The organism is Curtobacterium sp. PhB136 (assembly GCF_004346855.1).
In the GTDB taxonomy this organism is placed as follows: domain Bacteria; phylum Actinomycetota; class Actinomycetes; order Actinomycetales; family Microbacteriaceae; genus Curtobacterium.
In genome coordinates, this window is record NZ_SMGH01000008.1 from 105,433 (window position 1) to 125,621 (window position 20,189).

Annotated in this window: 17 protein-coding genes; 2 read left to right on the plus strand and 15 right to left on the minus strand. The window is 71.6% G+C overall.

What is annotated here, in order from left to right:
• Nucleotide 1: 1 nt before the first annotated feature.
• The 8 genes from EDF27_RS14455 to EDF27_RS14490 form a co-directional block, all read right to left on the minus strand.
• Nucleotides 2-340: a YlxR family protein gene (locus EDF27_RS14455; protein ID WP_123704276.1), complete on the minus strand. Its 339-nt coding sequence runs from the start codon at nt 338-340 to the stop codon at nt 2-4.
• A 210-nt stretch (nt 341-550) separates the two neighbouring features.
• Nucleotides 551-1,549, minus strand: coding sequence for a transcription termination factor NusA (nusA, locus tag EDF27_RS14460; RefSeq protein WP_123653584.1), 999 nt, complete (start codon nt 1,547-1,549; stop codon nt 551-553).
• A gap of 183 nt (nt 1,550-1,732) precedes the next feature.
• Nucleotides 1,733-3,484 (minus strand): proline--tRNA ligase, encoded by a 1,752-nt coding sequence (locus tag EDF27_RS14465; protein ID WP_132049569.1) that lies wholly within the window; start codon nt 3,482-3,484, stop codon nt 1,733-1,735.
• 44 nt (nt 3,485-3,528) lie between these two features.
• Nucleotides 3,529-4,659, minus strand: a complete 1,131-nt coding sequence (gene ispG / locus EDF27_RS14470) for a flavodoxin-dependent (E)-4-hydroxy-3-methylbut-2-enyl-diphosphate synthase (RefSeq protein ID WP_132049832.1) — start codon at nt 4,657-4,659, stop codon at nt 3,529-3,531.
• A gap of 65 nt (nt 4,660-4,724) precedes the next feature.
• A complete protein-coding gene (locus tag EDF27_RS14475) occupies nt 4,725-5,264 on the minus strand; it encodes a cysteine hydrolase (protein WP_132049571.1) in 540 nt (179 codons plus the stop codon).
• Nucleotides 5,261-6,769 carry a cytosine permease gene (locus tag EDF27_RS14480; RefSeq protein WP_132049573.1) on the minus strand — a complete coding sequence of 503 codons (1,509 nt, stop codon included), beginning with the start codon at nt 6,767-6,769 and terminating at the stop codon, nt 5,261-5,263. Before EDF27_RS14480 ends, EDF27_RS14475 begins: the two co-directional genes overlap by 4 nt.
• Nucleotides 6,770-6,812: 43 nt before the next feature.
• A complete protein-coding gene (locus EDF27_RS14485) occupies nt 6,813-8,141 on the minus strand; it encodes a site-2 protease family protein (RefSeq protein WP_207909639.1) in 1,329 nt (442 codons plus the stop codon).
• A gap of 98 nt (nt 8,142-8,239) precedes the next feature.
• Nucleotides 8,240-9,334: a 1-deoxy-D-xylulose-5-phosphate reductoisomerase gene (locus EDF27_RS14490; protein WP_132049576.1), complete on the minus strand. Its 1,095-nt coding sequence runs from the start codon at nt 9,332-9,334 to the stop codon at nt 8,240-8,242.
• A gap of 122 nt (nt 9,335-9,456) precedes the next feature.
• Between EDF27_RS14490 and EDF27_RS14495 the strand changes: the two genes are divergently transcribed.
• Nucleotides 9,457-9,948, plus strand: coding sequence for a hypothetical protein (locus EDF27_RS14495; protein ID WP_132049579.1), 492 nt, complete (start codon nt 9,457-9,459; stop codon nt 9,946-9,948).
• Nucleotides 9,949-10,028: 80 nt separating this feature from the next.
• Here the strand turns inward: EDF27_RS14495 and EDF27_RS14500 are convergent, their stop codons facing one another.
• Both EDF27_RS14500 and EDF27_RS14505 read right to left on the minus strand, forming a co-directional pair.
• Nucleotides 10,029-10,997: an FKBP-type peptidyl-prolyl cis-trans isomerase gene (locus EDF27_RS14500; RefSeq protein WP_132049581.1), complete on the minus strand. Its 969-nt coding sequence runs from the start codon at nt 10,995-10,997 to the stop codon at nt 10,029-10,031.
• Nucleotides 10,998-11,003: 6 nt separating this feature from the next.
• Nucleotides 11,004-11,525: an OsmC family protein gene (locus EDF27_RS14505; protein ID WP_132049583.1), complete on the minus strand. Its 522-nt coding sequence runs from the start codon at nt 11,523-11,525 to the stop codon at nt 11,004-11,006.
• A gap of 110 nt (nt 11,526-11,635) precedes the next feature.
• Here EDF27_RS14505 and EDF27_RS14510 point away from each other — a divergent pair, with 110 nt between their 5' ends.
• A complete protein-coding gene (locus EDF27_RS14510) occupies nt 11,636-12,628 on the plus strand; it encodes an asparaginase (protein WP_132049585.1) in 993 nt (330 codons plus the stop codon).
• A gap of 11 nt (nt 12,629-12,639) precedes the next feature.
• Here EDF27_RS14510 and EDF27_RS14515 read toward each other — a convergent pair whose 3' ends face one another.
• From EDF27_RS14515 to EDF27_RS14535, 5 genes are all read right to left on the minus strand, one after another.
• Entirely contained in the window at nt 12,640-13,269 is a 630-nt protein-coding gene (locus EDF27_RS14515) for a hypothetical protein (protein WP_132049587.1), read from the minus strand.
• 93 nt (nt 13,270-13,362) lie between these two features.
• Nucleotides 13,363-15,240 (minus strand): hypothetical protein, encoded by a 1,878-nt coding sequence (locus EDF27_RS19765; protein WP_165931511.1) that lies wholly within the window; start codon nt 15,238-15,240, stop codon nt 13,363-13,365.
• A 23-nt stretch (nt 15,241-15,263) separates the two neighbouring features.
• Nucleotides 15,264-17,762, minus strand: a complete 2,499-nt coding sequence (locus EDF27_RS14525; protein ID WP_123704262.1) for a transglutaminaseTgpA domain-containing protein — start codon at nt 17,760-17,762, stop codon at nt 15,264-15,266.
• Nucleotides 17,759-19,171 carry a DUF58 domain-containing protein gene (locus tag EDF27_RS14530; RefSeq protein WP_123704260.1) on the minus strand — a complete coding sequence of 471 codons (1,413 nt, stop codon included), beginning with the start codon at nt 19,169-19,171 and terminating at the stop codon, nt 17,759-17,761. The genes EDF27_RS14525 and EDF27_RS14530 overlap by 4 nt, the downstream gene beginning before the upstream one ends.
• Nucleotides 19,168-20,139, minus strand: a complete 972-nt coding sequence (locus EDF27_RS14535; protein WP_123653596.1) for a MoxR family ATPase — start codon at nt 20,137-20,139, stop codon at nt 19,168-19,170. Before EDF27_RS14535 ends, EDF27_RS14530 begins: the two co-directional genes overlap by 4 nt.
• Nucleotides 20,140-20,189: the final 50 nt, after the last annotated feature.

Sequence of the window (20,189 nt, forward strand, 5' to 3'; positions counted from 1 at the left end):
ATCAGTTGTCCATAAGCCGTTCAGCCTGTTCTGTCGTGTCCGGGCGCTCTTCTGCAACGTCCTGCGCCGCGTGGTTGGGTCCCACGTCGGGCAGGCTCCGCAGGTGATCGAGCACCGCAGACGTGTCCGGTTCACGTTCCAGCCGCAGCGCCCGGCGGAAAGCCTTGCGCTTGACGGCCAGTTCGTACGCTTCGACGGTCGGTGTGAGCCACGCTCCCCGGCCCGGCATGACTGCCTTCGGATCCGCCACCACACGGTCTTCGCCAAGGGCGACGACTCGGAGGAGGGAGGATCGGGGCGCGCGACGACGACTGCCGATGCACGTTCTGACGGCGACCACTCTACTCCTCCCCTCTGACGACCGCGATCCGGCGCGCCCGGATCCGCATCGCCACGGGCGAAACGCCGTGCGCCGACGCGGTCCGACGCGCGTTCTCGGACTGGTCGATCAGGACTCGTCGTCGTCCAGGATGCTGCCCACGACCTGACTGGATGTCGATCAGGACTCGTCGTCGTCCAGGATGCTGCCCACGACCTGACTGGATGTCGATCAGGACTCGTCGTCGTCCAGGATGCTGTCCGGCTGGATGTCGATGCGCGCGCCCGTGAGCTTCGCGGCGAGACGGGCGTTCTGCCCTTCCTTGCCGATCGCGAGCGACAGCTGGTAGTCCGGCACCAGGGCGCGGACGGCCTTCGTCGAGACGTCGAGCACGAACGCGCTCGTCACCTTCGCCGGCGACAGCGCGCTCGCCACGAACGTCGCGAGGTCCGGGGACCAGTCCACGATGTCGATCTTCTCGGCACCGAGCTCCGTCGTCACGGCCCGCACGCGGGCGCCGAGCTCACCGATGCAGGCACCCTTGGCGTTCACGCCGGGCTCGTTCGCCTTGACCGCGAGCTTGGTGCGGTGACCGGCTTCGCGGGCCAGCGAGGTGATCTCCACCACGCCGGACGCGATCTCCGGGACCTCGAGCGCGAAGAGCTTCCGGACCAGGCCCGGGTGCGTGCGCGACACGATGATCTGCGGGCCCTTGGGGCCACGGCCGACGCTCGTCACGTACACGCGGATGCGCGAGCCGTGCGCGTAGGTCTCGCCGGGCACCTGCTCCTCGGGGGGCAGGATCGCCTCGACGGTGCCGAGGTCGACGTGCACCATCTTCGGGTTCGGGCCCTGCTGGACCACGCCCGCGACGATGTCGCCTTCCTTGCCGCGGAACTGGCCGAGGATCTTGTCGTCGCCGATGTCGCGGAGACGCTGGTTGATGACCTGCTTCGCCGCGAACGCCGCGATGCGACCGAAGTCGCTCGGCTGGTCGACGGCTTCGCCGATGACGGTGCCTTCGTCGTCGCGCTCCGGCACGAAGACGCTGACCTCACCGGACTTGCGGTCGAGCTCGACCCGCGACTGCGCGTCCGCCGGCTCGCCGTTCTCGGCGGTGTGCTTGTGGTACGCGGTCAGGATGGCCGACTCGATGATCTGGACGAGTTCTTCGAACGGGATCTCCCGTTCACGCTCCATGAGTCGCAGGACTGCGAGATCGATCTTCACCGAGGGCCTCCGTATTCAGCTGAGTCGCTCCGGCGCACTGGTACCGCGCAGAAGTCGGCGTCCAGACTACCGCACTGCGGGTCGCGGACCGTGCCCGTCAACGGCCTGGAGGCTCGTGGCGGGGCCCGCCACGAGCCTCCAGGCCGTGTTCTCGGTCGCGACCGGTGCGCGACACGCCACCCGCTAGATCGCGCGGACCGCGTCCAGCAGCTCGGCGACCGGCACCTCGGTGCGCTCGCCGCTCGCGCGGTTCCAGAGCTCGACGATGCCGTCGGCCGCTCCGCGACCGGCGACGACGACGATCGGCATGCCGAGGAGCTCGGCGTCGCGGAGCTTCACGCCGGGCGAGACCTTCGGCCGGTCGTCGTAGAGGACGTCGAAGCGGTCGCCCTCGAGCTCGGCGACGACGCTCGTCGCCAGGTCGTAGGCCGTGGTGTCCCTGCCCGTCGCGACCACGTGCACGTCGAACGGTGCGACGTGCTTCGGCCAGGCGAGGCCCTTCTCGTCGTTGTGCGCCTCGGCGAGGATCGCGAGGATGCGCGTCACGCCGATGCCGTACGAGCCCATCGTGACGGTCACGAGCTTGCCGTTCTCGTCCTGCACCTTGAGCCCGAGGGCCTCGGCGTACTTGCGGCCGAGCTGGAAGACGTGCCCGATCTCCATGCCGCGCGCGGTCTCGAGCGGGCCGGAGCCGTCGGGTGCCGGGTCGCCGGCGCGGACGTCGGAGACCTCGGCGACGCCGTCGGCGACGAAGTCACGGCCGGCGACCAGGCCGGACACGTGCACGCCGCGCTCGTTCGCACCGGTGAGCCACGCGGTGCCGTCGACGACCCGCGGGTCGACGAAGTAACGGATGCCGGTCGCACTGTCGGCGCCGAGCACCTGCGGGCCGATGTAGCCCTTCACGAGGCCCTTGTGCTTCCGGAAGTCGTCGTCGCCGGCGGCTTCGACCTCGGCCGGGGCGAACGCCACCTCGGCGCGCTTGAGGTCCACGTCGCGGTCGCCGGGGAGGCCGACGACGACGACCTCACGCGTGCCGTCGAGGTGGGTCAGCGCCAGCACGACGTTCTTCAGCGTGTCGGCAGCGGTCCACGGCGCGCCGTCGCGCGGGGCGACCTGGTTCGCGTGGTCGACGAGCGTCTGGATGGTCGGGGTGTCGGCGGCGGGGAGCAGCACCGGCTCAGGCTGGCCGTCGATCGGCAGCGCGTCGGGGACCGGGGTGACGTAGGCCTCGACGTTGGCCGCGTAGCCACCGGCACTCCGGACGAAGGTGTCCTCACCGACGGCGATCGGGTGCAGGAACTCCTCGGACTTCGAGCCGCCCATCGCACCGGCGTCGGCCTTGACGATCGCGTACTCGAGGCCGAGGCGGGCGAAGATGCGCTCGTAGGCGTCGCGCATCGTCTGGTAGCTCGTGTCGAGCCCCTCGTCGGTGACGTCGAAGGAGTAGGCGTCCTTCATCGTGAACTCGCGACCACGGAGGAGACCCGCACGGGGCCGCGCTTCATCGCGGTACTTGTCCTGGATCTGGAACAGCGTGACGGGGAGGTCCTTGTACGAGGAGTACAGGTCCTTCACCAGGAGCGCGAAGAGCTCTTCGTGCGTCGGGGCGAGGAGGTAGTCGGCGCCCTTGCGGTCCTGCAGACGGAAGATGCCGTCGCCGTACTCGGTCCAGCGGTTCGTCGCCTCGTACGGCTCGCGCGGGGCGAGCGCCGGCAGCAGCACCTCTTGTGCACCGGCCGCCTGCATCTCGTCGCGGATGATCCCCTCGATGCGCGCGCGGACGCGGAGTCCGAGCGGCAGCCAGGCGAAGATGCCGGGGGCCTGGCGACGGATGTACCCGGCGCGGACGAGCAGCTTGGCGCTCGTCACCTCGGCGTCGGAGGGGTCGTCGCGGAGCGTACGGAGGAACAGATGCGAAAGCCGAGTGACCACGGGGCAAGCCTAGCGGCGGTGCCGGAGCCTGCTCGCGCGCCTGGCTACGAGGTGACGACGAGCGGCTTGCCGGTCCCTGCCGCCGGGCCCATCTCGTCGGCGAGGCGGTTCGCCTCTTCGATGAGGGTCGCGACGATCTCGGACTCCGGCACGGTCTTGATGACCTGGCCCTTGACGAAGATCTGGCCCTTGCCGTTGCCGGAGGCGACACCGAGGTCGGCTTCGCGGGCTTCACCGGGACCGTTCACGACGCAGCCCATCACGGCGACGCGGAGCGGGACGGTCATGCCCTCGAGCCCCGAGGTGACGTCGTTCGCGAGCTGGTAGACGTCGACCTGCGCGCGGCCGCAGCTCGGGCAGGAGACGATCTCGAGCTTGCGTTCGCGGAGGTTCAGCGACTGCAGGATCTGCAGGCCGACCTTCACCTCTTGCGCAGGGGGTGCCGACAGGGACACGCGGATGGTGTCGCCGATGCCTTCACCGAGGAGGATGCCGAACGCCGTGGCGCTCTTGATCGTGCCCTGGAACTCCGGGCCGGCCTCGGTCACGCCGAGGTGCAGCGGCCAGTCACCGCGCTCGGCGAGCTGGCGGTACGCCTTGACCATCACGATCGGGTCGTTGTGCTTGACCGAGATCTTGAAGTCGTGGAAGTCGTGCTCCTCGAACAGGGACGCTTCCCACACCGCGGACTCGACGAGCGCTTCCGGGGTGGCCTTGCCGTACTTCTGGAGGAGGCTCGGTTCGAGCGACCCGGCGTTCACGCCGATGCGGAGGCTGACGTTCGCCGCCTTGGCCGCCGCCGCGATGGCGCCGACCTGGTCGTCGAACTTGCGGATGTTGCCCGGGTTCACGCGGACCGCGGCGCAGCCGGCGTCGATCGCCTGGAAGACGTACTTCGGCTGGAAGTGGATGTCCGCGATCACCGGGATCTGCGACTTCTTCGCGATGATCGGCAGCGCGTCGGCGTCGTCCTGGCTGGGGACGGCCACGCGCACGATGTCGCAGCCCGAGGCGGTGAGCTCGGCGATCTGCTGCAGGGTCGCGTTGATGTTCGTCGTCGGTGTGGTGGTCATCGACTGCACGGACACCGGCGCGTCACCACCGACCAGCACCTTGCCGACCCTGATCTGGCGGGACTTGCGGCGGGGGGCGAGGGTTTCGGGGGCCTTGGGCATACCGAGATTCACTGCGGGCACGATTCGAACTCTACGCGCTCGTGCCGACACGACCGCGCGCTGGCTCACAGGGTGTCGACGACGGTGACGAGCGGGCCGTACAGCCGCATCACGTCGAGCGCCCGTTCGTGGTCCGCGTCGCTGACCCCGGCGCACGCGTCCGCCACGACGGTCACCCGGACGCCCGCGTCCGCCGCCGCCAACGCGGTCGACAGCACGCAGCAGTCGGTCGAGACGCCGGTGAGCACCAGGTGCTGCTGGTCACCGACGACGGCCTGGAGGCTCGTCCCCCACTTGCCGAACGTCGTCGCGGTGACGACGGGGCCGTCCAGTGCCGCGAACGGCTCCGTCAGGTCGTAGAGCGGGTCGTCCGCGGGCACCAGCGCGAAGGGCCAGTCCCGGTAGTAGTCGACCCACGCACCCTGCGGGTGCACCGGCGCGACGAAGCGGGTGCACACCGTGCGGCCGGCGAACCGCGGCAGGAGTCGCTCGATGCCCGCTGCGGCTCGGTCGTACCCCGGGGTCGCCCACGGGCTGTCCCCGGTGAACACGTGCTGCATGTCGATCGCGACGAGCCAGGCGTCGTCGGTGTCCAGCTGGGTCATGCCCGGGGTCCCGGTGTGCTCGTCCGCGGCTCGTGCGCGCTCGTCCCGGACTCCCGCGAGACCGTCCCGGCCTCCTGGCTCCGGATCGCGCCGCGGGAGAAGAGCGTGCCGACGAAGCCGACGACCAGGGCCACGAGCACGCCGAGGTTCGCGTACGCCCACGCGCCGTCCCGCCCGCCGAGGCCGAACGGCTCCAGCAGGTACCCCTGCCAGTTGAGCCAGGACGGCACGCCGTACGTGTTCGTCACGAGCCCCCAGCCGAGCGCGGTCCCGAGGACGACGAGCCCGATCGCGCCCCACCGGACGTCACCGTAGCGGCCACGGCGGTCGTGCAGCTCTGCCTCGGCGTACGCCGTCCGGCGCAGCACGACGTCGGCGACGAACACCCCGCACCAGGCCGCGATCGGGACGCCGAGCGTGACGAGGAACGCCTGGAACGGGGAGATGAAGTCGGTCGCGAAGAACACCACGTACACGGCGCCGGCGATCATGAACACGCCGTCCACCCCGGCCGCCACCGGACGCGGGATCCGGATGCCCGCGCTCAGGAGCGCCAGGCCCGACGAGTAGATGTCGAGCACCGCGCCGCCGACGAGCCCGAGGATCGCGACGATCGCGAACGGGATGAGGAACCAGACCGGCAGCAGCGTCGTCAGTGCCCCGATCGGGTCGGCGCTGATCGCCGTGTTGAGGTCCTTCGACGAGCCGGCGAGCAGGATCCCCACGACGACCAGGACGGCCGGCGCGAGCGCACCGCCGAAGGTCGTCCACCAGACCACGCCACCGGTCGACGACGACCGCGGCAGGTACCGCGAGTAGTCCGCCGCGGCGTTCACCCAGCCGAGCCCGAAGCCGGTCATCACGAGGACGAGCGCGCCGATCACGTTCTGCGCGCTGCCCGCCGGCAGGGCCCCGATCGCGCCGAGGTCGATCGACGGTGCGACGAGCACGATGTAGACGACCGTCAGGACCGCGGTGATGACGGTGATCCACGTCTGGAGGCGCATGATCACGTCGAACCCGGCGATGCCCGCGCCGATCACGAGCGCGGCGACGACGACCAGGGCGACGAGCTTCGTCACGACACCGTCGTCCCAGCCCAGCTCGCGGAAGACCGTCGACGTCGCGAGGACCGCCAGCGCTGCCAGTGACGTCTCCCACCCGACGGTGAGGATCCAGCTGAGGAACGACGGCAGCCGGTTCCCCCGGACACCGAACGCGGCACGGCTGAGGACCATCGTCGGGGCGGACCCACGCTTGCCGGCGATCGCGACGATCGCGCAGAGCAGGAACGAGAACACCACGCCGACGACCGCGACGATCGTCGCCTGAGCGGCGGAGATGCCGAAGCCGAGGACGAACGAGCCGTAGCTCAGGCCGAGCACGGAGATGTTCGCCGCGAACCACGGCCAGAACAGCCCGCGCGGGCGCCCCTTCCGCTCGGACTCGGCGATGACGTCGATGCCCTGCCGCTCGACGGTGCGGACCTCGGGCGCTGTGCTCATGGGCTGAGCGTAGCGGCGTCGTGCGTCCTGGTACCGGCGCGGGCTAGCCGAAGAGGTTGACCGGCCGGACGATGTCGGCGTAGATCAGCAGCGCGCTCATCCCGGCGAGGAGCACCACGACCGCCATCGTCAGCGGCATCGTCTTCGCGAGGTCGATCGGCCCCGGGTCCGCCTTGCCGACGAGCTTGAACGACCGGCGCTTCACGGCCTCCCACAGTGCACCCGCGATGTGCCCGCCGTCGAGCGGCAGGAGCGGCACCATGTTGAGGACGAACAGCCCGATGTTCAGCGAGGCGAGCAGACCGAGGATCGTGTAGATCTTGTCGACCACCGGCACGCCGCTCATCGAGGACACCGTGCCGATCGCACGACCGACGCCGACCACCGAGACCGGGCTGTCGGCGGAGCGCGCCTGACTGCCGAACGCCGCGTTCCACACCGCGACGAGCCGCTGCGGCAGGTCGATGATGAGGTGCGCCGACGCGGCGATCTGCGCGCCGGTCGCCGGCAGGACGGAGGTCACGGGCTGCCGCACCAGCGTCTGGCCGATCGACACGCCGACCACGCCGACCTGCTGCGTCTTCGTGGTGCCGTCGTCGTTCTTGACGACCTTGCCCTCGGCGTCGTAGACGTCGCGGGTGGCGAGGGCCGGCGTGACCTCGAGCGTCTTCCGCGAGCCGTCGCGCTCGACGACCACCGTGACCGACTTGTCCGCGGCCTTCTGGAACGTGTCCGACACCTGGGTGATGGTCGGGTCCTCGACCCCGCCGACCGCCAGGACGACGTCACCGGACTCGATGCCGGCTTCCTTCGCCGGGGACACCGCGTCGTTCGGGGAGCACGTCGTGGTCGCCGTCGTCGGCAGCACGCAGTCGACGCTCGAGGTGAACGTCGTCGTCGGGGCGCCGAAGCCGACCAGCAGCACGCCGAAGAGCACGATGCCGATCACGAGGTTCATCGCCGGGCCCGCGACCATCACGATGATGCGCTTCCACGGCGTGAGCCGGTAGAACGCACGGGAGTCGTCCCCGCCGGCCTCGGCGATCTGCTCGGCACTGGCCTGGCGGGCGTCCTGCACGAACGCGCTGTACATGCCGGTGTTCGTGATCGCCCGGCCCGAGGCGCGGGGCTTCAGCATCCCGACCATGGAGATGTAGCCACCCAGCAGGATCGGTCGGATGCCGTACTCGGTCTCGCCGCGACGGAACGACCACATCGCCTTGCCGAACCCGAGCGAGTACTGCGTCACCTTGACGCGGAACAGCTTCGCGAACGCGAGGTGACCGAGCTCGTGGAGCCCGATCGAGATCAGCAGGCCGACGATGAAGACGACCACGCCGAGGACGAAGAGGAGCACGGTTCCGACGGTCACCGGACGAGCGTACGGGACGCAGCCAAAGAACCAGCCGAGCGTGCGCTGGGTGGTGGGTCGAGCCTCCCGGCCAGATGCGTGTCAGCGCTGCCCGTCGGTCAGCGTGCCAACGCGCGGTCGGCGGCGTCGCGCGCCCAGCGCTCCGCGGCGAGCACACCCGCGAGGGACGACTCCCCCGGCGTGTGCGACTCCACGATCCGCTCGACCGTGTCCACGATGTCGAGGAACCCGATCGCACCGGCGTGGAACGCCGCGACCGCCTGCTCGTTCGCCGCGTTGAAGACCGCCGGGTACGTCCCGCCGAGCACCCCGACGCGCTTCGCGAGCGCGACCGCGCCGAACGCATCGGTGTCGAGCGGCTCGAACGTCCAGGTGCTCGCCGTCGTCCAGTCGAGCGGGACGCCCACACCGGGCACGCGGTGCGGCCATGCCAGACCGAGCGCGATCGGCAGACGCATGTCCGGCGGCGAGGCCTGCGCGATCGTCGAACCGTCGGTGAACTCGACCATCGAGTGCACGATCGACTGCGCGTGCACCGTGACGTCGATGCGGTCGTAGGGGACGCCGAAGAGCAGGTGCGCCTCGATCACCTCGAGGCCCTTGTTCACCAGCGTCGCCGAGTTCGTGGTGACGACGAGGCCCATGTCCCACGTCGGGTGGGCGAGCGCCTCGGCCGGGGTGACGCCCCGCAGCTCGTCGCGGGAACGGCCACGGAACGGTCCGCCGCTCGCCGTCAGGACCAGGCGCCGGACCTCGGTGTCGGTGCCGGAACGGAGCGCCTGCGCGATGGCGGAGTGCTCGCTGTCGACCGGGACGATCTGGCCGGGCGCCGCGGCAGCCTGCACGAGCGCGCCCCCGACGATCAGGCTCTCCTTGTTCGCCAGGGCCAGCGTCGCGCCGGTCTCGAGCGTGGCGAGCGTCGGGCCGAGGCCGACCGAGCCGGTGATGCCGTTGAGGACGACGTCCGCCTCGACGCTCCGGACGAGGCGCTCCGCGTCGGGGGCGCCGAGTGCGGTGTCGCGGACCCCGTGGGCGGCGGCCTGTTCGGCCATGAGGTCGGCGTTGGACCCCGCGGTGAGGCCGACGACCTCGAAGCGGTCGGGGTTCCGCTCGATGACGTCGAGCGCCTGGGTGCCGATCGACCCAGTGCTGCCGAGGAGGACGACGCGGCGGCGGTCTGGCTTTGTCTGCATGGTGTCCCACACGATACTCGACGGCCACTCCGTGATCATCGATGTGCGATATCCATTGTCCAGAGTTCGGGTTGCTGCTACGTTGCGACAGGCAACTTTGCCAACATTGGGAGGCATTCAGTATGAAGACGAAAAACGTTGCACTGATGGCATCGGGGATCGTGGTGGCTGGCATCGTGTTCGCACCACAGGCGGCGTCAGCCGCTCCGGAAGCGAACAGCTACGCAATTGTGGATGCGCGCCTCGCGGCGCTGCGGGGCACGCAGTCTCCGGAGGCGTTCGAGAAGATCGTCGACCGCGGGGGGAACGTCCAGGCGCTCGTTGATCCGGACTCCGGTGAGGTCCTCGCTGCATACACCGCATCGACTCGTGCATTGACTCCGGTCACTCCCGGATGCACGACGACGAGCGCTTGCATGACCTCGTCCACTGGAGTGCCTTACGGCTACACCGGGACTGGCACGAGGACAGGCACGTGGAAGAACATTGTGCGCGTCGCTGCGGGCGATCGTCGAACGAGTTACTCCGCATCGAACGGCGCGGCGTACAACTACAGCGCGGGAGTGGCCGTGAGTTGGTCCAAGCCGGTGACAGTGGTCAAGATCTCGCGCTGACAACGGTTCATCAGGACCAGACGAACAGAACGGGCGGAGCACCGAATGCTCCGCCCGTTCCGCTGTTTGAAACCCCTCTGTCAGCCCTTGGCGAGGATGTCGACGACGAAGACGAGCGTCGCGTTCTTCGGGATGCCCGATCCCTCGCGCGGGTTCGCGCCGTATCCGTCGGTCGGGGTGACGACGATCATCACCTGGGAACCGATCTTCTGACCGACGAGACCAGTCACGAAGCCCTTGATCAGGGAGGATTCGGCGACGGTGAACGTCGTCGGAGCACCCTTCGACCACGTCGAGTCGAACTCCTTGCCACCGTCGTAGAGGACGCCCTTGTACTGGACGAGCACGGTGTCGCCGTCGGCGATCTCGTCGCCGGTGCCCTGCTTGATGACCTCGGCCGTGGTCTTCGACGGCGCGTCCACCTTCGGGATCGTGATCTCCGGCTCGCCGTCGGCCTTGTCCTTCACCGTCGGGAGCTTCGGGTCCTGGGTCTGCGCCGCACCCGTGGACTTGGTCGGCGTCTGCGCGATGACGTCCGCGACGACGACGATGTTGCCGCCCGTGTTGAAGCCGAGCGCCGAGGAAGCGCCGACGGCGGCGATGCGGTCGCCGACGTGCGAGCAGGCGAGCAGGGCGCCGAAGCCGGTCCCGCCGACGGAGAGCACCTGCGCGTTGCCCTGGTCGAAGCCGACCGTGCCGAGCGCCTTCGCCGTGGACGCCTTGTAGACGCTGTAGGCGACCTGGACGTAGTCGCCGTCCTTCAGGGCCGCACCGGAGCCCTTGATCACGGTGGTGGCCTGCGGCGGGGTCGCCTTCAGGCCCTTGTCGAACGTGACCGTCGGGGCCTTCGTGCCACCGAAGTCACCGGAGACGTCGATCGCGGCGGAGGATTTGCCGGGCTTCGGGCAGCTGGTGATCGCGGAGGCCGTCGCGCTCGCAGAGGCGGTGGCGGACGCAGAGGCGTCGCTCGAGCCGGAGCCGGAGCAGGCGGCGAGCCCGAGGACGACGACGGGAACGAGGGCGATCGGGAGCAGGCGGAGACGCTTCACGGGGACCTAGTCTGCCTCACGCTTCGATGAGTCCGCTCCGAGTGCGTCTGCGTCGACGGTCTCCTGCACGCGGGTCACCGGCTCGTGGCGCACCGGGAACGCGACGGAGCGGGCGATGAAGCAGAGGGCGTTCGCGGCGGCGTGGGCGGCTTCGGCGTCCGCGACCCGGTCCGCCTCGGCGATGGTCACGACGGGGTGCAGCGTCGCGCCGGTCAGCTCGCCGGAGCCGTCGCGGTTGAGGTTCAGCGTCGCGGTCGCACGGTCTTCGTACGCCAGGACCGTGAAGCCCTGGGTGACGGCGACGTGCAGGTAGCTGAGCATGTGGCACTGCGCGAGCGCTGCGGTGACGAGCTCCTCCGGGTTCCAGCGGTCGCGGTCGCCGCGGAAGGTCGGGTCGGCCGAGCCGGGCAGGTCCGGCTTGCCCGCGGCGGTGACGACGTGCTCGCGGCCGTACTCGCGGTACCCGCTGGTGCCGGTCCCGCGGTCGCCGGTCCACTGGATCGCGACTTCGTAGCTGTGGTCCTGCATGGCAACTCCCTGGTCCGTCGGCGTGCGGTGCGGTGCCGAGCCGTCCGTCGGCGTGCGGTGCGCCACCGAGCCGTCCGTCGGCGTCGTTCGGTCTCGGTACGATCGTCGACATGACGGGAAGCACCGATGTCCGCACCGACCGCCATCCTCTCACCGCAGCGGGGTCCGTCGAGCTGGCGGTGCTCGAGCGCTCCGGGTTCGACGAGAGCCGCCACGTCGGCGCCGGTGTCGTCGTCGATGCCAGCGGCACGGTGATCGACTCCGTCGGGGACATCGGCGCGAGCATCTACCCGCGGTCCACGATGAAGCCGTTCCAGGCGCTGGCGGTCCGCCGTGCCGGTGCGGTGTTCCACGACGCCGAACTCGTCCTCACCACGGCGAGTCACGCCGGGACGCCGTCGCACCAGGCGGTCGTGCAGCACATGCTCGAGTCCTTCGACCACGTCGAGGCCGACCTGGGGTGCCCGCCGGACATGCCCTACGACCGCGCCACCGGACGCACCATGACCGAGCCCCGGCGCCTGACGATGAACTGCTCCGGCAAGCACGCCGGCATGCTCGCCGCGTGCCGGGTGAACGGCTGGGACGAGGCCACCTACCTCGACATCGACCACCCGATGCAGCGCATCGTGCGTTCCACCGTGGAGGACGCCACCGGCGAGACCGTCGACGTCGTCGGCATCGACGGGTGCGGCGCCCCGGTGTTCCCGCTGACGCTCACCGGCCTGGCTCGGGGCATCGCCGGCCTGGTGCGGCGCGCCGACGCCGACTCCGCGGAGCTCACCGACGCGGTGCTCGCGAACGCGTGGGCGATCGACGGCGTGGGCCGCGCGAACACCGTCACGATCGAACGGCTCGGGCTCGTCGCGAAGCTCGGCGCCGAGGGCGTCATGGTGATGGGGAAGCCCGGCGGGGCGGCCGTCGTCGTCAAGGTCCTCGACGGAGCGCTCCGCGCCGGGACCCTCGCCGCGCTGACCCTGCTGGAACGCAACGGTGTCGTCCCGGCGGACGGCGTGGCCGACGTGCTCGCGGCCACCGGCGAGAAGGTGCTCGGCGGCGGGGTGCGCGTCGGGGCGATCCGACCGGGTGCCGGGCTGCGCTGACCCGCGCTCGGTCACGGCGGAGCAGCCGGGCCGTCGAGGACCGGCAGGCGTGGCAGGACCCGCGTGCTCGCGCGCGCGTCCGGGGCGCTGCGGACGGCGCACCCGTAACGCGTGACGTCGATGGTCGGCGACCGCTGCCGCGGGGTGCTCCGGAGGTCGGGCACCAGCACGACCGACCCCACGCGCTGGCCCGCCTGGTCGACGACCACCGCGACGCCGACTCCGTCGGGCAGCGCACCCGCTGAGGGACCGACCGTGCGGAGTTCGTCGTCACCCGTGGCACAGCGACCGAGTTCGGCAGCCAGGGCCACGAACACCCCGACCGCGAGCGCGCCCCGACCGACGACGACGATGCCGGTCGCCGCGTCGAGCCCGACCGGGCTGCCGTCGGACGCCGAACCCACCGACAGTGCACGCGGGTCGGCGGGCGGCGGTGCACACGTTGCTGACCCGGTTGGTGCGCGGACGTCGACCGCGGCGACGTCCGGGTGTGTGGGAACGCTCCGCACGAGCAAGGCGATGACCACCAGGCAGGCGGCGGCAGCGAGCGTGGCGACGGCGCCGACGAACCGGTCGGACCCGACCACGGCGAGCACGACCGCCGCCACGATCACCACGCTCCGGACGAGCACCACCCTCATGCGCACCAGTCCAGCGCACCCGCCGGCCCCTGGACGCAGATCGACGGCACCGGTGGAGAACCGATGCCGTCGAGGTGCCTGTGCAGGAGCGGGTCACTGCACGAGGAAGAACTGCTCCCCCACGTCCACACGCGCACCGCGCTCGACACGGTAGCGACGGCCCGGCTCGCACCGGCGGATGGACCCGTCGATGTGCCGGATCACCGAACCGTTGCCGGAGAACCGGTCCGACACCCACAGGTCGTCCCCGTCGCGCCCGAGCTCGAGGTGCGTCTTCGACACGGACTTGCCCGGGTCGTGGATCGTCAGCAGGTCGTCGAACCGCTCGCCCGGCTCCGGTCGGGGCAGGCGCCCGAGGAGTCCGGTGCCGTGGACCCCGAGTCGCTCGCCGGTGCTGAAGTGCAGGACGAAGGGTGCGCGGGTCGGCGTCTTCGTGACGATGCGGGTCTCGTCCACGTCCTCGTCGAGCTGGGCGCTCTCGTCGGCGTCGGAGCTCGAGGGCGCGGCGTCCTCCGCTGGCTGCGGGAGCTCCGGCATGGCTGCGCCGGGGATCGGCGGGAGCGGTGCAGCGGTCGGCACCATCGGCGTCGCGGAGAGGACCGGGCCGGACTCGTCCGGCGCGGGGACCGAGGACGGTGCGGTCGGTGATGCGGGGACCGAGGGTTCGTCGACCGACGAGTCGACGGACGGGGCGTCGGACGGGGCGTCGGCAGGGGCGTCGGCCGGGGCGTCGGACATGACCGAATCCGCCACCTCGTCCGCGACGATCTCGTCGAGCTGCTCGGCGACCTCGTCGTCCTCGTCGTCGTCCGCGACCTCGTCGACGATCTCATCGTCGGCGACCACGTCGTCCTGCGCCGCCCAGTCCGGGCGGGCGATCGGCAGCGGCACCACGGGGCCCGTGAAGGCAGCGGTCACGGCCGGGCGGACCGCTCCGCACTCGTTGCAGAAGATGTCGTCCGGCTCGAGTCGACTGCCGCACACGTGGCACGTCGTCGGCTGCGATCCCGGCTGCACCAGCGGCGTGGGGCGCGGTGGGCGCCGGTCGATCAGCGGCTCGACGGCCACGGTGTCCCCCGCCCGAGGAGCCTCGGGCGCTTCGGGAGCAGCAGGCGCTCCGGGTGCGGCGGAGTCCGTCGGCAACGGCGCCTCCGTGGGCGCAGCAACCGCGTCGTCGGCGGTGGCGGCGGCGGCGGCGGCACCGTCGGCCGGAGCCGCGGCGGCCTCGTCGGTCGACGCGGAGTCGTCGGTGTCCGGAGCGGCTTCCTCGGCCGGCTCGTCGGTCGCGCGGCCGATCCACCATGACGGAGCGCTCGGCGCCGGTGCGGCGGCAGGTTCCTCGGGTGCGGCCCAGAACGGCACCGCGGACTCCGCAGGAGCTGCGGGAGCAAGATCGGCCGGAGCAGGGGCAGGAGCAGGAGCAGGAGCCGGAGCGACGGGCGACGGGGCGGCTGCCGACGGCACCACGGGCGGCGCGTCCGCACGCGGCGCGACCCGGGTGATCTCCGGGTCGTCCTCGGCGAGGGCGGGTTCCGCGGGGAAGGCGTCGGGGTCCAGCGGCGGTTCAGCGGGCGCGGACGCCTGGACGGAGTCCACCGCATCGACGGGGTCGGCGGCGTCGGCCGAGTCGGGCGCCCCGGTCCACTCGCCGAGTCCGCTGCCGGCACCGTGCACGTGCGTCGGCGCCGAGCGCGGTGCGAAGGAGTCCGGCGTCTGCACCGGGACCGGCGCAACCGGCTCGTTCCGGCGACGGTCGGCGCCGGTCAGCCACGCGCGGGTCGCCGGGTCGAGCGTCGACTCCGGCAGCCACGCCTCTGCGGCAGGGTCGGGCCGGCGCCCGTGTGGGTCGGGCTGCTGGAGCGGCGGCGGGGTGCCCCGATCGACGGGCTCGGGGGCGACGGTCCGGCGGCTGGACGCCGTGTTCACCGCACGCCCGCACTCACCGCAGAAGATCGCCCCGTCGGGGAGCACCGATCCGCAGTGTTCGCATCTGATCACAGGTTGCCTCTGTCCTCATCCGGCCCGCTGCGACGCTCGGCGGGCCTCCGGACATCGTAGTCACCGTCGGCTCCGCGTCCGGGGCGCACGGCGCGGGCACGTCCCGCGACCGCCCGGCCGACGCGTGCGACGGCCGCCGGACCGGTCCGGAGTGAGCGGACCGAGACCGCGGTGCGGATCCGCTGCCGTCGGGTCCGGCCCTCCCGCAGTTGCCCGATCGCGGTGTCGGTCGCGTCCCACATCCGGTCCGCCGCGCGGTCGTCGGCGTCGCTCGGTCCGAACACCGCACGGTCCGCGAGTGCAGCGAGGCCGCTCCCGCCGTCACCGGGTGCGCTCACGGCGACCTCGCGCCGGGTGGCCGTCACCGGGACGTCCTCGCCCCGGTCGAGCAGGGCGTCGCGGTACTCGTCCCACGCGCCGGTGATCCGCGCGCGTGCGGTCGCCGCGCGACGTCGTCGACGCCGACGGACGCGCTTGACCAGGACGATCACGCCGAACGGCAGCAGCACGAGCGCCACGAAGGCGAGCGTCCCGATCACCCACGGCAGCGCCGCGAGGAGGATCTGCAACCACAACGGCGGCTGGTCAGGGGTGTTCCGGTCGCTCTGCGGCGGTGCCTGCTGGTCCTGGTCCTGCTGGTCGGCAGGGGGCGGCGGGACGACGGTCTCGGGGCGCGTGACCGGCTTCGGGGTCTGCTGCTGCTCCGCGGGGATCTCCCGGACGGCCGGGTTCGGGTTGATCGTCACCCAGCCCCACTGCGCGGTGTCCACCTCGATGCGGGCGGTCACGTCGGACCCGCGGAACGTCGTCGTCCCGGCGCTGCCGCTCGTCGACGCGGTGGTGCCGGAGTCCCCGCCGGCGGCGAACCCGAGCACCACGCGGGTCGGGAACCCGATGTCCTCGGCCATGAGCGCCGCGGCGACCGCGTACTGCTCCTGGTCGCCGAGCATCAGCGGGGACGTGAGGAGCTCCTGGATGCGGTCGGCTCCGTGCCCGGAGCGGCTGACGCGGTCGTCCCCCACACCGTGGCTGATGTAGCCGTTCTGCTTGAGTGCCCGGATCATCGCGATCAGCTTCGCGCCGTCGCTCCCGGCGTCGCTCGTCGTCGACTCGACGGTGTCGCGCACCGCATCCGGCACGTTGCGGGCTGCGGGCACGGCGGCGTCGCCGGGCTGCGCCTTCGCGAGCTGCTCGTCGGTCGGCTGGTCCGGCACGACGGCGGTGAGGTCGTAGCGGGTGCCGTCGTCGACCCCACCGAGGACCGCCCCGGTCCCCGTGGATGCGTTGTAGAAGAAGGAGCCGCGCTCACGGTCCCCAGCGCTGCCGCCGAACTCGACGCGTTCCAGGTCGCCGACGGTCGGCAGCCACACGCCGCTGTACCCGTCGACGGTCACGCCGACGTGCACCGTCGTGCCCCGGACCCCGCGCACGTCCACGGAGGTCGGCACCCGCTCGAACGTGCCGGACGCCGACGCGCCGTCCGTCCCGCCCACCCGGTACGTCACCCCGTCGTACGTGTCGAGCGTCGCGATCCGCACGAACCCGTTCTCCGGCAACCCCGTCACCCGCAACTGCGTGGTCTCTGCCTCGGTCGATTCCTCGTAGGCGCGGAACCCGCTGAGCGGGCTGACGTAGTCGCGCGGGTCGAACGGCTTCACCACGTCGGTCCGCGCCACGGTCCGTGGCGTGCTCGGCGGTGCGACGAGTCCGAGTCCGGTCGCGACGACGGCTGCCGCGACGACGGTCCCGGTGCCGACGAGCGCGGGACGGAGCACGGACCTGCCGACCGCGACGGGAGCGCCGATGGTCTCCGCCACCGCGACCGCGCGGCGCGCGTGCCGCACCGTCACCGCCCACACCAGGGCGATCGCGGTCAGCGCGACCGCGACCACGATCGACGTGTCCAGTCGGCTCGGCCCGACGACCACACCGGCCGCGAACAGGACCAGTGCCGGGATGCTCGCCAGTTCCTGCCGGGAGGCACGGGTCGCCACGCTCACGGCCGTCACCGTGGCGACGAGGAGCGTCACGAAGAACGGGACCAGCAGGGCCTCGTAGGTCCCGACCGGCAGGCTGATGGTGATCAGGCGCTTCCACCCGAGGGCGACGCCGGAGTACAGGTCGAGGAGCCCGTGGCCGGTGGGCAGGAGTCCGGCGGCCTGGCCGGGAACGGCAGCGGGGACGCCGGTGAGCGTGAACGCCGCGACCGTCGCGACGGCCACGACGACGGTCGGCAGCCGGAGCACCGCGCCGAGGAGGGCGATGAGCGTCCCGAACACGACGGCCGTGACCGCGGCGACGAGCATGCCACTGTTGCGGTAGATCGGCCACCACGCGACGCTGGCGACGGCGAGCAGGAGCCAGACGACGAGGGTGCCGCCGACGAGCCGGAACGGGGAGACCCGACGAGCGACGCGTCGGGCCGCGCGGCGGGTGGTCCGGCGCGGCGGGGTCGGGGCCGCCGGGGGTGCGGGTGCGACGGAGGGGGCGCTCATGCGGCGGCCGATCGGTGCAGCGCGAGACGGAGGTCGTCGAGGTAGCCGATGGTCATCACGGTCAGTCCGGGGACCCGCACGAAGCGCGGGACGGCCTCGGGTTCGCAGATCACCGCGACGACCTCGACGCCGATCGGGAACCGCGTGGCCGCGAGCCGGAGTGCCGGCAGCTCGACCGTCGAACCGACGACCAGGAAGGCGACGGAGATGCCCGCGGTGTCGTTGCCGACGATCCGGGCGACCTCCGCCACGGGCAGGCAGGCGTCCGCGAGCGAGACCGTCGCGAAGTCGTCGAGCAGGCGCGTCGGCGTGATCGTGGGGAGCTCGTGCACGGCGTAGACCGGGCGCTTCGCGAACTCCGGGGTGCGCTCCGACACCACCACGGTCACCTCGCGGCCGTCGCGGACCGCCCGGCTGCCGAGGGACGCCGCCGCGCTGACCGCGAGCTCGAACTCCTCGTCGTCGGCGAACTCCGTCCGGGAGATCCCCAGCGCCACGACGAGGTGCGACCGCCGGGTGTCCTCGAACTGACGCACCATCAGGGCACCGGTCTTCGCCGTCGACTTCCAGTGGATCGTGCGGGGGTCGTCGCCCGGCATGTACTCGCGGATCGCGTGGAACGAGATGTCCGCCGGGGAGAGGTCCGTCGTCGCCTGGCCCTCCAGGTCTCGAACGAGGCCGGTGCTCGTCGCGGGGATCGCCACGGTCCGCGGGTGCACGATGACCTGCTCCCGCTCGGTCCACACGAGTTCGCGGCGCACCAGACCGACCGGGTCCGCGCGGACACCGGTCACCGGGCCGACGTCCAGGACGCCGCGTCGCAGGGTCGGCACCGGGACGGCACGCTCGAACGTCCCGCGCGGGGCGATGGTCGGGATCGCGACGTCGACCAGGCCGCTGCCGACCGGGACCTCGACGGTGGTCGGGACGGACGGCAGCCGGGTGGGGTTCTCCGCGGTCACCGTGACACCGGCCTCGTCGCCGACCGCGACCCGCCGGACCGGCAGGCTCATCCGGATCAGCAACCGCGAACGGCCGATCAGCGCGACCGCCGCGACCACCACGAGCACGGCGCCGGCGAAGCCGACGACCACGACCTCGCGCAGGCCGAAGCGGTACCCGACGACGAACGCGACGAGCGTGAGGACGGCCACGGTCCAGCCCAGACCGGTGACCACGGACGAGACCTCGTCCCAGGAACGCGTGACGAGCCTCCAGACCGACCGCCACAGACGGACGACACCGACGACCGCATCCGCTGCCACCCCGTCACGGTCGCCGACCAGGCGGGTCCGGACGTTCGTCAGGCCGGCGACCGTCCCCGTGCGCTCGTACGCCGTGCTCGTGCGACGCGACCGCGTCGACGAGGGGCGACGCGAGCGCGTGGAGACGGGCCGGCGGTCCGTCACGACGCGACCCGGTCCGCGGGCGGCGGGGTCTCCACGAGGAGCTGCGAGACGACACTGGTGGCGCTGACGCCGTCGAACTCGGCCTCCGCGTCGAGGACGAGACGGTGCGCGAGGACCGGCTCGGCGAGGGCCTTGACGTCGTCGGGGGTGACGTAGTGACGGCCGCTCAGCGCGGCGAACACGCGGGAGGCGCGCATCAGACCCATCGCACCGCGCACGCTGACGCCGAGGCGGACCTCGCTCGCCGCGCGCGTGGCGTCCACCAGGCGCGCGACGTAGTCCGCGATCGTCGCGTCCACGTGCACGGTCCGGGCGAGGGCGGCCATCTCGGTGATCGTCGCGGCGGGGACGACGCTCGCGAGCGGCACCGACGAGGACGGCGCGGAGGACGTCTCGAGGATCTTCACCGTCGCGGCGTGGTCCGGGTAGCCGATCGAGGTCTTCATGAGGAAGCGGTCGAGCTGGGCCTCCGGCAGGCGGTACGTGCCGGCCTGCTCGATGGGGTTCTGCGTCGCGATGACCATGAACGGAGCCGCCAGGCGGTGGTTGACGCCGTCGACCGTGATCGCGGCTTCCTCCATCGCCTCGAGCAGTGCGGACTGGGTCTTCGGGCTCGCGCGGTTGATCTCGTCCGCCAGGACGATGTTCGCGAACACCGGACCCCGGTGGAACTCGAACTCCTGGTTGCGCTGGTCGTACACGCTGATGCCGGTGATGTCGCCGGGGAGCAGGTCCGGGGTGAACTGGATGCGGTTCGTCGAGCCCTGGACGCTCTGCGCGAGTGCCCGCGCCATGCTCGTCTTGCCGGTGCCGGGGACGTCCTCGAGGAGGAGGTGGCCCTCGCTGAGCATCGCCGTGACCGCCAGGCGGATGACGAAGGTCTTCCCGAGGAGCACCTGCTCGACGTTGGTCACGATGCGGCCGGCGACGTCGGCGAACCAGGTGGCCTGCTCGGGGGTCATGCTCATGCGGGGAGTTCTCCTCGTGGTGTCGGTCGTGCCCCGGGGGCACGACTCAC

Coding starts and splice junctions, on each gene's coding strand:
- EDF27_RS14505 (WP_132049583.1), bottom strand. CDS start 11,525: ATGCAGGACCACAGCTACGAAGTCGCGATCCAGTGGACCGGCGACCGC.
- EDF27_RS14490 (WP_132049576.1), bottom strand. CDS start 9,334: ATGCAGACAAAGCCAGACCGCCGCCGCGTCGTCCTCCTCGGCAGCACT.
- EDF27_RS14480 (WP_132049573.1), bottom strand. CDS start 6,769: ATGAGCACAGCGCCCGAGGTCCGCACCGTCGAGCGGCAGGGCATCGAC.
- EDF27_RS14475 (WP_132049571.1), bottom strand. CDS start 5,264: ATGACCCAGCTGGACACCGACGACGCCTGGCTCGTCGCGATCGACATG.
- EDF27_RS14535 (WP_123653596.1), bottom strand. CDS start 20,139: ATGAGCATGACCCCCGAGCAGGCCACCTGGTTCGCCGACGTCGCCGGC.
- EDF27_RS14510 (WP_132049585.1), top strand. CDS start 11,636: ATGACGGGAAGCACCGATGTCCGCACCGACCGCCATCCTCTCACCGCA.
- EDF27_RS14525 (WP_123704262.1), bottom strand. CDS start 17,762: ATGAGCGCCCCCTCCGTCGCACCCGCACCCCCGGCGGCCCCGACCCCG.
- ispG (WP_132049832.1), bottom strand. CDS start 4,659: ATGCCCAAGGCCCCCGAAACCCTCGCCCCCCGCCGCAAGTCCCGCCAG.
- EDF27_RS14495 (WP_132049579.1), top strand. CDS start 9,457: ATGAAGACGAAAAACGTTGCACTGATGGCATCGGGGATCGTGGTGGCT.
- EDF27_RS14515 (WP_132049587.1), bottom strand. CDS start 13,269: ATGAGGGTGGTGCTCGTCCGGAGCGTGGTGATCGTGGCGGCGGTCGTG.